At 67.6% G+C, this 11,580-nt stretch carries 9 protein-coding genes; 6 read left to right on the top strand and 3 right to left on the bottom strand.

Annotation, left to right across the window (positions count from 1 at the left end; translation table 11 throughout):
• The first annotated feature begins 60 nt into the window (after positions 1 to 60).
• From E0702_RS07985 to E0702_RS07970, 4 genes are all read left to right on the top strand, one after another.
• Positions 61 to 1,203 (top strand): ChaN family lipoprotein, encoded by a 1,143-nt coding sequence (locus E0702_RS07985; RefSeq protein WP_132042607.1) that lies wholly within the window; start codon positions 61 to 63, stop codon positions 1,201 to 1,203.
• Positions 1,204 to 1,320: 117 nt separating this feature from the next.
• Positions 1,321 to 1,713, top strand: a complete 393-nt coding sequence (locus E0702_RS07980) for a glutaredoxin family protein (RefSeq protein ID WP_132042605.1) — start codon at positions 1,321 to 1,323, stop codon at positions 1,711 to 1,713.
• Positions 1,714 to 1,837: 124 nt separating this feature from the next.
• Positions 1,838 to 3,586 (top strand): chloride channel protein, encoded by a 1,749-nt coding sequence (locus E0702_RS07975; RefSeq protein WP_132042700.1) that lies wholly within the window; start codon positions 1,838 to 1,840, stop codon positions 3,584 to 3,586.
• A complete protein-coding gene (locus tag E0702_RS07970) occupies positions 3,579 to 4,757 on the top strand; it encodes an extracellular solute-binding protein (RefSeq protein WP_132042603.1) in 1,179 nt (392 codons plus the stop codon). The genes E0702_RS07975 and E0702_RS07970 overlap by 8 nt, the downstream gene beginning before the upstream one ends.
• Positions 4,758 to 4,783: 26 nt before the next feature.
• Here the strand turns inward: E0702_RS07970 and E0702_RS07965 are convergent, their stop codons facing one another.
• Both E0702_RS07965 and E0702_RS07960 read right to left on the bottom strand, forming a co-directional pair.
• Positions 4,784 to 5,992: a methyltransferase gene (locus tag E0702_RS07965; protein ID WP_132042601.1), complete on the bottom strand. Its 1,209-nt coding sequence runs from the start codon at positions 5,990 to 5,992 to the stop codon at positions 4,784 to 4,786.
• A 25-nt stretch (positions 5,993 to 6,017) separates the two neighbouring features.
• Positions 6,018 to 6,989 (bottom strand): YbgA family protein, encoded by a 972-nt coding sequence (locus tag E0702_RS07960; RefSeq protein WP_132042599.1) that lies wholly within the window; start codon positions 6,987 to 6,989, stop codon positions 6,018 to 6,020.
• 111 nt (positions 6,990 to 7,100) lie between these two features.
• On the opposite strand from E0702_RS07960, the gene rraA reads away from it, so the two are divergent.
• Positions 7,101 to 7,628: a ribonuclease E activity regulator RraA gene (rraA, locus tag E0702_RS07955; protein WP_132042698.1), complete on the top strand. Its 528-nt coding sequence runs from the start codon at positions 7,101 to 7,103 to the stop codon at positions 7,626 to 7,628.
• Between the two features lie 30 nt (positions 7,629 to 7,658).
• Positions 7,659 to 9,557, top strand: coding sequence for a glycerophosphodiester phosphodiesterase family protein (locus E0702_RS07950; RefSeq protein ID WP_132042597.1), 1,899 nt, complete (start codon positions 7,659 to 7,661; stop codon positions 9,555 to 9,557).
• A 65-nt stretch (positions 9,558 to 9,622) separates the two neighbouring features.
• Here E0702_RS07950 and ggt read toward each other — a convergent pair whose 3' ends face one another.
• Entirely contained in the window at positions 9,623 to 11,458 is a 1,836-nt protein-coding gene (gene ggt, locus E0702_RS07945; RefSeq protein ID WP_205741902.1) for a gamma-glutamyltransferase, read from the bottom strand.
• Positions 11,459 to 11,580: the final 122 nt, after the last annotated feature.

The following is an 11,580-nucleotide window of genomic DNA, read 5'->3' as shown; positions in this document are numbered from 1 at the left end:
ACGCTTCCTGGCCTGGGGTATGGTAACCCCTCGATAGCCCCCTGCCCCAGAGGAGACGCCATGCTATGCCGTCATCTGCTTGCCGCCCCTTTTCTTGCCCTGATCCTGGGTGGCCTGCCTGCCATCAGCATGGCCGGCGAATGTCCTCGACCGGGGGAGTGGCAACGCGGTGGTGTTGCCGTACCCGCCGACGCCCTGATGCGCGAGCTCGCCTCCCAGCGGGTCGTTCTGCTCGGCGAACAGCATGAGCGTCTGGCCCACCACCGCTGGCAACTGCATACCCTGGCGGCGCTGCACGCCCACCAGCCCGCGATGGCGATCGGTCTCGAGATGCTACCGCGCAAGGCCCAGCCGGCGCTGGATGCCTGGGTGGCCGGAGAGCTGAATGAGGCGGCCTTCCTCTCCACCAGCGACTGGCACGAGGCCTGGGGCTATGACCCCGACCTCTACCTGCCGATCCTGCACTTTGCACGCATGAACCGTATCCCGCTGGTCGCGCTGAACGTCACCCCCGAGTTGCGCCGGCGGCTAAGCACACAGGGCTGGGAGAAAGTGGCATCGGAAGAGCGTCACGGCCTGACCCCACCTGCCACGCCACCCCCCGACTATGTCGGCCTCCTCACCGAGCTATATGCCAGCCACCCAAGCGAACTCGATACCCCGGGAGGACTCGAGCGCTTTATCGACGCCCAGCTGGTCTGGGATCGCGCCATGGCCGAAGGCCTCGCCAGCGCCGCCGAGCGGGTGCCGCTGGTCGTCGGCCTGATCGGCGAGGGGCATCTCAAGCACGATCACGGAGTTCCTCACCAGCTCGAGGACCTTGGGCTCGACTCACACCGCACGCTGCTGGCCTGGTCGACACGGCACGACTGCCCGCCTTCCGAAGGGGTCGCCGATGTACTGTTCGGCCTCGGCGACGAGTCACCGTACGAGCCGGCGGCTCCACTGCGCCTGGGCGTGTTGATTCTGCCCGACGAAGCGGGGGTGCGGGTCGCCCGAGTCGAGGCCGACAGCGTGGCGGCCGACAGCGGCCTGCGCGAGGGCGATATCATCACGGCCGCCGCCGGCAGGGAGGTCGTGGCTCCCGGCGAGCTGATCGCTCGGGTCAGCCGCCAGGCGCCCGGTACCCTGCTGCCACTGACGATCAAGCGCAATGGCGAAGCCCGCGAGATCCTCGCCCGCTTCCCCGCTGAGGCGCTCTGACGGATGCGCTCCAACTGATGCGCTCCAACTGACGCACTCCAACCCCGGCTGGCCGCTCACCGGGGGGCATGGCATCATGGCCGCCCCCCAGAGAACCAACGAGGATATCGAGACCCAATGCGTCCCCTGATTCGCCTGTTCTTCCGCGGCCTGCGCCTGGTGCTGGCACCCATCATGCTGATTTCCGAGAAGCTCACGACCCCCAAGGCCGTGTCGCGCTCACCGGAGGAGCAGGCCGAGGTCGATCGCGCCTGTGAAGACCTCGCCCTCTACCAGTTCCGCACCTGCCCCTTCTGCATCAAGGTGCGCAAGGAGCTCGCCCGCCTCGCTCTACCCATCGAGACCCGCGACGCCCAGTTCGACCAGCAGCATCGCCGCGAACTCGCCGAGAACGGTGGCCGCGTCAAGGTTCCCTGCCTGCGTATCGCCCATGACGATGGCGAGGTCGAGTGGCTCTACGAGTCCGACGATATCAACGCCTGGTTGCACCAGCGCTTCGCCACGGCGTGACCGTCCACCCATAAGGGATCTGCCTCGGGGTTAACGCAGCTAGCTTGGCAATTCGACAGCCCGGGGCTGGTCCGGCCATAAGCCCCGGCTGGACCTCCATGGCCCTGGCGCCTACACCTTGGATATGGAGATCCATGATCCTCCCACGCCGCGCAGCCTTGTGCCGGTGCTGCGCTTCCTGGGACTGGTGGTACTGGGCGCCACGGTGGGTGGCGTGGCGGCGCTGTTTGCCGCCGGTTTCGTGCGCGGCGTGCTGTGGCTCAACGAGATACTGCTGATCTCACCACGCAGCCGCATGATGTTTGCCTGGCCGGAGTGGCTGATACTGACCACCGTGGCCGTGCCTGCCCTGGGCGGACTGATCGTCGGCCACCTGCACCAGACGCTGCCCGAACGGCGCCCTCACACGCCCACCGATGCCATCGCCGCCGTCCAGACGCGCCGCGGCCGACTGCCGCTCAAGGCCGGGGCTGTCTCCGCCTTTACCGCCCTGCTCTCCCTGGGTGCCGGCGCCTCGGTAGGCCAGTACGGCCCGCTGGTGCACCTGGGGGCCAGCCTCGGCTCCCTGGGCGCACGACTGCTGCGCCTGAGTCGTTCCGACGACAATATCACCATCGCCTGTGGAGTGGCCGCGGCGATTGCCACCGCCTTCAATGCGCCGCTGGCGGGCATTGTCTTCGCCCATGAGGTGGTGCTGCGCCACTATGCACTGAGAGCCTTCGCACCCGTCGCCGCCGCGGCCCTCGTCGGCCATGTAATCGCCACCCAGGCACTGGCCCAGGGCGCCCTCTTTCATGTCGCCGAGACCGTGGTTCCCCAGGCCTGGGAGTTCGCCCTGTTTGTCGCCATCGGCGGGCTGGGCGCCCTGCTGGCTGGGGGCTATATGCATGCCATTCTCGGCGTCGGTCGATTCGCCCGGCAACTCCCGCTGCGCCCGGCACTGCAGCCGGCCCTGGCGGGTGCCCTGCTGGGCGTGGCGGCACTCTGGGTGCCCGATATCCTCGGCATGGGCCAGGAGACCCTGCGTTTCGCCACCATCGCCGGAGCCTTCGGCAGCGGCGAGTTGCTGCTGGTGCTGGGCCTGAAGGTGGCGGCCACCGCCCTCTGTCTGGGCATGGGCTTCAGCGGCGGAGTGTTCAGCCCTGCCCTGGTGGTCGGCATGCTGTTCGGCGCCCTCTGCGGCACCCTGACGGCCAGCCTGACCGGCATCTCCCAGGAGACCTTCGTCTTCTATGCGGTCTGTGGCATGGTCGCCGTCACCGCCCCGGTCATCGGCGCCCCGTTGACCAGCCTGCTGATCGTCTTCGAGCTGACCGGCAATTACGCCCTGACCACCGCGGCCCTGGCCAGCGTGACACTGGCCAGCCCCATCGCCGCTCAGCTGTTTGGACGCTCGCTGTTCGACATTCAGCTACGTGAACGTGGCCTGGACCTCTCCTCGGGGCGTGACCAGGCCCTGCTGATGGACACGCGGGTAAGCGACTACCTGACCCGGGAGTGTGTCACCCTCTCTCCCGGGGCATCGCTGGACGAGGCCATCGTCGGCATTGCCCGGCAGCACCACGCCGAGGCTTACCTGGTGGATGACCGGGGGCACTTTCACGGCTGCGTGACGCTGGCCGATCTGGAGGCGGCAAGACAGGAGGAGCCCCCACCCCGGCAGGCCAGGGAGTGTCTGGACATGACGCGACCGATACTGAGCCCCGACACCACGCTATGGGCGGCGATGGCGCTGCTCGAGAAGGTCACCAGCGAGGCCCTGGCCGTGGTCGACGACGGCGTCTTCTGCGGTGTGGTCTACGAGGTCACTATCGCCCATGCCTATCTGGACCAGAGCGATACGCTGCGCCGCGAGGAGCATGGCCATGGATAGGCTGACTCCTGCACAGCGGATGGTGCTATTGGCACTATGCGTACTGATGGCCTGGGGCTCTGCGGTCTCGGCCGAGCCCCTGCGAGTGCTCAGCTGGGGTGGCGCCTACGAACGCGCCCAGCGAGAGGCCCTGTTCACCCCTTTCACCGAGCAGAGCGGGATTGAGATCGAGGTGGCGCGCTACGCCGGCGGACTGGACGAGCTGCGCCGCGCCGTCACCACCGGTGAGTCGCCCTGGGATGTGATCGACATGACCCGCAGCGAGGCCATGGCCGCCTGTGACGAGGGCCTGCTGCAGCCTCTTCCGCCGGGCCTACCTGCCCCGGCCCCGGACGGCACCTCTGCCGAGCGGGACTTTATCCCGGGGGCCATTGGCGCCTGCGCTCTCACCCATACGCTGTTTGCCACGGTGGTAGCCTATCGCCCCGACGCCTTTCCGGGACGGCGCCCCTCTCGCATCGCCGATCTCTTCGACCAACAGCGCTTTCCAGGCCCCCGGGCCCTGCAGCGCACGCCGGCGGTCAATCTCGAATGGGCACTGCTGGCCAACGGTGTCCCCCGCCAGGAGCTCTACCGGCTGCTCAGCACACCGCGAGGCCTGAACCTTGCCCTCACGCGCCTGGACCAGCTGGACACCATCCACTGGTGGGAAGAGGGCGAGGCGCCCGTGGAGCTGCTCGCCCATGGACAGGTGGTCATGGCGTCGGGTTACAACGGGCGCTTCTTCGATGCCATGGTCCAGCGAGGCGCGCCCATCGAGATACTCTGGGACGGCCAGGTTCAGGAGCACGAGACCTGGGTGGTTCCCCGCCATGCCCGCCATACCCAGAAGGCCCGCGACTTTATCCGCTTCGCCACCTCCACCGAGCGGCTCGCCGCCCTGGCTCGGCGAATTCCCTACGGGCCGGCGCGTGAATCAGCGGCCGTCCAGGTCGGTCGCCATCCGGTCAGCGGCGTGGACATGCGCCTGCATATCCCCACACATCCGCTCAACGCCGAACACGCGATCACCAAGGATGAGGCCTGGTATGCGCGCACCCTGACGCGCATGAACGACTACTTCGCGGCCTGGCTGGAGGCGCGGGGCGACAACTTTCCGGCCGCTGCCGGGCCGAGCGCGGCCGCATCGCAAAGCGCCGCCGGAGATACCCAGCGCCAGAAGATCCCGTGAATTATCACGCCGCGTCGATCATCGCCTTAGGAGGACCGCCGCGCCCGGATCAGCAGGTTACGCGGCGTAAGCTCGCGCCCGCAGAAGGTGCCGAGCTCGGCGTCATAGCCGGCCTCCTCGAGGAAGACCAGGCGGTCCAGCCCCAGCCAGACCTCCAGGGGGCGCCGAAACAGGTGACGCACCAGCTCCAGGCGCGCCACCTCCCGCTGGCGGCGTTGCCCCCATGCCTCATGGGCGGCCCAGTCGATGCCACCGCGCAGCGTGATGCCCTTGCGGGACGCGGCCCAGCGACAGAACGCCTCGAAGGTCGCCGGCATGCGGCCATAGGCCAGGCTCGGCACCGGCAGATAGTCGTCGATGCCGCGAACCTCGCGCTGCAAATGGTCGAAACCAAGCCGCCAGGCTCCCGCCCGCCGGCGATGACGCCGGTCATGCCGCGGAGCGGTAACCGTCTCCTGAACCGCCATGGACAGATCATCCCGAGAAAGCTCAAGCCGGAAGCGCGCCATGCCGTCGGCAGCGAGACGGGAGAGCGGTCGATACCAGGCATCGGCGGTGCGCTGATAGCAGCATGGCGCCAGCGTCACCGCACACCCGGCGTCCACGACCCGCTCCAGCAGGCGGCGATGCAGATCCCCACAGGCATGCAGCGCACAGGCGTGGGTATTCGACGCCAGCCAGCGCTCGACGCCAGGCGCCATGACGTCCTGTCGGGCCAGCACCACCGGCGCATTCTGGGCGTGGGCCAGCGCAGCGCCGCTCCTGCACAGGGTGGCATCCCACTCCAGCGCCGTGACCTCGACGCCGTGGTGACGCGCCAGGGTCCGAGCCAGGTGCCCCTTGCCCGCGCACCACTCGAGCGGCGACTCCCCCTGGCGCAGACACACCCTGGGCAGGAAGGCCTGAACCTGGCGCCACTTGCGCCCTCCCATATGCGCCGCCCAGCGCTCCGGCAACCCCTCCCCCTCTGCCGACAGCCGTGGCAGGCGAGTCAGCGCCTCGAGCTGCGCCACCGGCAACCAGTCGGCCAGGGGCGAATCAATGAAGGGCGTCTCCTGGAGGCGCGCCGCCTCGGCATCGGAGAGCGCCAGCAGCGCCTCGGCCAGGGCGGACCACTCGGCCGACCAGGGTAGCCCAGGGTGTTGAAACGGCAGCGGGTGCCATAGCGGTCGCCAAGTGGCGAGCAGCTCGGTCAGGCGCTCGAGGCGCCGGGCCGGACTCCACGGATCGGACACAGGCTCTCCCGGGGCAGGTCGAGGATCAGATGGTATTGCGCAATCCCAGCTCGTAGGGGTGCGGGTTCAGGTAGGTCTGGGCACGGATATAGTCGGAGCCATGCCGCTTCAGATAGTGGCTGAGCAGGCGAATCGGCACCGCCAGATGCACATGCCCCTGCCGGTAGTCATCGATGGCGGTCAGCAGGTCCTGCTTGGTCTCCCCATCCACCGCCCTCTTGAGGTAGCCGAAGACATGCATCAGGGCATTGGTATGGGTCTTGCGGGTGGCGGGTTTCGCCAGAGACGTCATGAAACGCTCCAGGTAGTGCGCCAACGACGCCTCGAGAGGCTGCTTGCTGGCGTCGGCCAGATAGCGCCCCAGCTCCCGATAGGCCTCCACGTCGTGGGCCATCAACAGATACTTCTGACGGCTATGGAACTGCAGCAGCTCATGATAGCTAGGGGCGACCTCCAGATGGCGCTTCCAGTCGTCGTAGGCGTAGACGCGGGTGATGAAGTTCTCGCGCAACACGGCGTCGTTCATGCGCGCCTCCTCCTCCAGGGGTAGTTCGGGGAAGTGGCGGCGCAGCTCGCGCACGAAGGCGCCGGCATCCGAGTGGCTGGGCATGCCATTGTCGGGGCGGTAGACCTTGACCCGTTCCAGGCCGCAACTCGGTGAGCCCTTCATCAGGATAAAGCCGCGCAGATGACGGTGGCGGGCGATAAACTCACGACTCACCGTAGAGAGCCGCTCGGAGACATCCAGTTCGGGGTCACGGGTGCCCACCACCCGCGGCTCCTCCCCCTCGAGGCCGACCATGCGGATGGGCTCACGTGGCACGCCCAGGCCCGCCTCGAGCTCGGGGCAGAAGGCCTCGAACGCGAAACGCTCACCGAGCACCTCCAGGCAGTAGCGTGATCGCTTGTGCCCCCCGTTGTAGCGCACCTCCTCCCCCGTCAGACAGGCGCTGATCCCCACCGGAATCCGTTGTTCATCCATCACCTTGTCACCCATGATCACGCTCCCCGTCCTTCGACGCTCTCAGCCTGGCCTCGTTTATTCTCTTATTGTGTCATAGCCGATACCACCATGCGCCAATCCGCCAATGCTGATCAGGTGGTCGGTATGGCATCATCGGGACTCCCTCATCAAGCAAGGAGCCCAGCCGTGAGCCAGATCGTCACTCCGGATATCTGCGACGCCCATCCCGAGGTGCGCGCCCTCGACCCGCTGTTTATCAACTTCGGTGGCCGCGAGGCCTTCTGTGGTCCGATTCGTACCGTCAAGTGCTTCGAGGACAACTCCCTGGTCAAGCAGGCCGTGGCCGAACCCGGCGAAGGCGCCGTGCTGGTGGTGGATGGCGGCGGCTCTCAGCGCTGCGCCATGCTCGGCGATATGCTGGCCGAACAGGCGGCCGGTAACGGCTGGAGCGGCGTGATCCTGTATGGCTGCGTGCGTGATGTCGATGTGCTCGCTGAGATCGACCTCGGCGTTCAGGCCCTCGGTGCCCACCCGCGCAGAAACGAGAAGCACGGTGAAGGGCGGCGCGATGTCCCGGTGACCTTCGCCGGCGTCACCCTCACCCCCGGCCAGTGGCTCTACGCCGACAACAACGGCATCCTGGTCGCCGACGAGCGCCTGCCCCTCGACTGATACCCTCTCGACGAACGTCCGGAGCCTGACATGCTGGCGCTCACCAGCCTGAGCCGAGACCTCCTGCGCAGCCTGAGAGACCATCTGCGCCCGCTGGTGGCCTACCACCTGTTCTTTACCCTGCTGGCCTCCAGCCTGCTGCTGCCAGCCGTGGCCTGGAGCCTGACCAGTCTCGTGGGTCGCTTCGGGCGCACGGTGATCAGCGGCGCCGAGCTGCTCGACCTGCTGCTGAGCCCGGCGGGCGTCCTATGGCTACTGGCGGCCACCGGGCTTACCTTCCTGGTGCTCTACCTGCAGCAGGCGGGGATGATCCTGGTGGCGGCCCGCCCCCGCGACCGCCATGTGCGCCTGGCCTTCGAGGCGTTGTGGTGGTCCCTGCATCGCCTGCCGGCGCTGGCCGGGCTGGTCGTCATTCAGGTCGGGACCCACCTGCTGCTGATACTGCCGGTCGCCCTCGCCCTGGTCTGGCTGCATGGCGCCCTGCTTGGCGGCCTCGACCCCTATTATGTGCAGCGAGTGCGGCCGCCGGCGCTCTGGCAGTTCCTCGCCCTGGGACTTCCCCTGGTGGCGGCCTGGGCATGGCTCGCCGCCTGCCTCTATGTGCGCTGGATCCTGGCCCTGCCGCTGGTGGCACTGGAGGCCCTCTCGCCGCGTCGCGCCCTGCTGCACAGCGCCCGCCTGACGCACGGGAAGCGGCGCACCATCGCCGTGATCACCCTTGCCCTGCTGGCACTGATCCTGATCCTGCCGATCCTGGTCACCCTCGCCTTCGACTGGCTGATTACCCCTCTGCTGTGGTGGCTGCCGGAGCGCAACGCCGTGCTGATCCCGGCCACCCTGGCCTATCTGACCGCCTATGTGCTGGTGACCCTGGCGATCACCTTCGCCGGCATCGCCGCCAACGCGCTGCTCTCGACGTGTCTCTATCTGCGCCTGACCCACCGCGAGGCGCGTCCCGCACCGCCTCCCGCCGATGCCCATCCCGGCCGCCTGGCCTGGATGGTGGAGCTGGGCGTGGTGCTCTTCGCCGTGTGGCAGGCCTGGTTGATCGTCAACAGCTTCACGCTGCAGGACGAGGTGACCGTGATCGCCCATCGCGGCAGCTCCCTGGACGCCCCCGAAAACACCCTGCCGGCGATTCACCGCGCCCTGGACGATGGCGCCGACATGGTCGAGCTCGACGTACGCCTGACCCTCGATCACCAGGTGGTGATCTACCACGACAGCAGTCTGCAGCGCCTGACCGGCGACCCTCGGCGGATCGGCGAGCTCGAGCGCGAGACCCTGGCCAATGTCGATGTCGGCAGCTGGTTCGGCGACCCCTTCGTGGGCGAGACCATTCCCGGCCTGGATGAAGCACTGGCTGCGGTACGCGGCCGCAGCGGCCTGATGATCGACCTGAAGACCGATCCTGCTCGGGAACAGGCCCTGGTTGACGCGGTGGTCGATGAGCTGAGGCAGGAGCAGGCGGCGCGCTATCGCTGCCTGGCCGACAGGGTAACGGGAACGGCGAAGATGAGCGGGGCGGAGCCTATCTGCGGCAACCCCGACATCACGGCCGAGATCCGCCTGGCCACCACATCGCCAAGCCTGGCGCGGATGATCGAGACGCGCCACCCCGAACTGCGGGTGACCCTGCTGGCCCAGCTGATCCTGCCCGGCAGTCTGGAGCGTCGAAGTCTGGATGCCCTGGGCCTGCGCCACAACCGCATCGACGAGCAGGAGGTCAACCTGGCGAAGCGTTATGGCTACGAGCTCCACGCCTGGACCACCAACAATCGTTCACGCATGTCGCAGCTGATCGACATGGGCGTGGACGCCATCATCACCGACCGTCCCGCCCTCCTCGCGGAGCTGGTCGCCGAGCGCCGAGAGCTCGGCGATGGCGCCCTGCTGCTGATCAAGCTGCATAACTGGCTCAGGCAATAGGGGGCGAACCCCGCCCCTCTCTCCTCGAACCTCGCCCCTCGAACCTCGCCCCTCGAACCTCGTCCCTAATCTCCCATCACCACCCCTTCACGGCGTGGGTCGGCGCCGCCGAACCAGCCCTCTTCGGTGCGCTGGATGGCCTGCAGGCCGCTGGTCAGCTCCCGCTCCTCAAGCTCGTGACCACGCTCGCGCAGCGCCTGCTGGATAGCCGCCGGGAAGCGCCCCGCCTCCAGATAGACCGGCCCGCCCAGGGTAATGGCGTGGGGCAGGTCCAGCGCCTGCTGGGCATTCAGCCCCCAGTCGAGCATCGCCACCAGCGAGCGGGCGGTATGGTGAATGATCCCCGCGCCCCCGGAGGAGCCCAGGCTCGCCACCAGCTCACCGCTCTCGCGATCGAAGACCAGGGTCGGGCTCATGCTCGAGCGTGGGCGCTTGCCGGGCTCTACCCGGTTGGCGATGGGAGTGCCTTCCTCATCCGTGGGGGCGAAGGAGAAGTCGGTCAGCTGATTGTTGAGCAAAAACCCTCCGGGCATGCCGGTGCCCCCATCGGAGAGGATGCGTGCCCCGAAGGCCTGCTCGATGGAGCCGGTCATGGCCAGGGCATTGCCATGGGCGTCGATGATGCTGATATGGCTGGTGCCATGCTCGGGCTGGGTCGGCTGCACCGCCCAGGCGGTGGCCAGGCTGCCGGGATTGCCCGGGCTTGCTCCACCGCTGCCCATGCTCTGTCCCGCCTCGATCAGCTCGGCACGCTCCTCCAGGTAGTCAGGCACCAGCATCAGCGTCCAGTCCTGCCCGGGTGCCTCGACGAAGTCCGGGTCGGCGATATAGCGTCCTCGATCGGCGAAGGCCAGCCGCGATGCCTCGAGGAAGCGGTGCAGCCACTCGACATCGGGAAGCCCGTCGTTCAGATCGACCTCGAGGGCAGGCAGCTGCTCCATGATGCCGAGGACCTGCATCATGGTCAGATGCCCCGACGAGGGCGGTGGAAATCCGCATATCCGATAGTCCCGCCAGTCGGTACACATAGGCTCGCGCTCCAGCGCCGAGTAGGTGGCCAGATCCTCGAGACTCAGAGTGCCCGGAATATCAGGATGGTGCTGGACCCGCGCCACGATATCCTCGGCGACCCTGCCGGTATGCAACGCCGTGCTCTTCTCGGCGGCGATCTTATCGAGCGTCACGGCCAGGGCCGGATTCTTGAGCCGGTGTCCCGTTGGCAGCGGTTCGCCCTCTGCGGTGTAGTAGAACTCCGCCGCCCGCTCGTCGTCGCGCAGGGCGTCGGTGTCGGCGATGCTTTGATGCAGTCGCGGACTCACGACAAATCCCTCGTCGGCCAGGGTAATCGCCGGCTCGAAGAGCTCGGCCCAGGGCAGCTTGCCATGCGCCTTGTGGGCCATCTCCAGCATGCGCAGGGTGCCGGGAACACCGACCGAGCGGCCGCTGGCCACCGCCTCCGCGAATGCCAGGGGCTCGCCCTCCCCATCGAGAAACAGCGTCTCGTCCACCGTGGCGGGTGCGCTCTCGCGCCCATCATAGGCCATGACCTCTTCGCCATCGTGATACATCAGGAAGGCGCCACCGCCGATGCCGCTGGACTGAGGCTCCACCAGGGTCAGCACCATCTGCACCGCGATGGCGGCATCGATGGCCGAGCCGCCGGCCTCGAGAATCTGGTAGCCGGCGTCGGCGGCCAACGGGTTGGCGGCAGCCACGGCGAACTTCCGGGTAGCCCAGCCGGGCTTCTCCTCGCTTCCCGAGCTGGTTTCCGGCGCGACCTCGGGACGCTGATATTCGAACTCCGTCTCACCCAGGACGGTGAACGGCAGACCGACCAGCAGCGAGATGGCAAGCCGAAACAGCAGTCGGCGGCGGAAGGGCGTGGCTGCTGAAGTGCCCATGGGACGGCTCCTTGTCATCGGATGGATCAAAGAGTCTGTCAGCATAGCCGAAGGAGATCCATGCGACGCCCCTGTCGCTGCCGAGATGCCACTCCAGGTACCCCAGCGGATTCGTCATCACA

Source organism: Halomonas marinisediminis, from assembly GCF_004347715.1.
Taxonomy (GTDB): Bacteria; Pseudomonadota; Gammaproteobacteria; order Pseudomonadales; family Halomonadaceae; genus Halomonas; species Halomonas icarae.
The sequence above is the reverse complement of the archived record's forward strand: the minus strand, read 5'-3'. Positions and strand labels throughout refer to the sequence as shown.

Excerpts from the sequence above, each read along its gene's own strand:
- E0702_RS07985 (WP_132042607.1), top strand. The coding sequence starts at position 61 with ATGCTATGCCGTCATCTGCTTGCCGCCCCTTTTCTTGCCCTGATCCTG.
- E0702_RS07980 (WP_132042605.1), top strand. The coding sequence starts at position 1,321 with ATGCGTCCCCTGATTCGCCTGTTCTTCCGCGGCCTGCGCCTGGTGCTG.
- E0702_RS07975 (WP_132042700.1), top strand. The coding sequence starts at position 1,838 with ATGGAGATCCATGATCCTCCCACGCCGCGCAGCCTTGTGCCGGTGCTG.
- E0702_RS07970 (WP_132042603.1), top strand. The coding sequence starts at position 3,579 with ATGGATAGGCTGACTCCTGCACAGCGGATGGTGCTATTGGCACTATGC.
- E0702_RS07960 (WP_132042599.1), bottom strand. The coding sequence starts at position 6,989 with ATGGGTGACAAGGTGATGGATGAACAACGGATTCCGGTGGGGATCAGC.
- rraA (WP_132042698.1), top strand. The coding sequence starts at position 7,101 with ATGGCATCATCGGGACTCCCTCATCAAGCAAGGAGCCCAGCCGTGAGC.
- E0702_RS07950 (WP_132042597.1), top strand. The coding sequence starts at position 7,659 with ATGCTGGCGCTCACCAGCCTGAGCCGAGACCTCCTGCGCAGCCTGAGA.
- ggt (WP_205741902.1), bottom strand. The coding sequence starts at position 11,458 with ATGGGCACTTCAGCAGCCACGCCCTTCCGCCGCCGACTGCTGTTTCGG.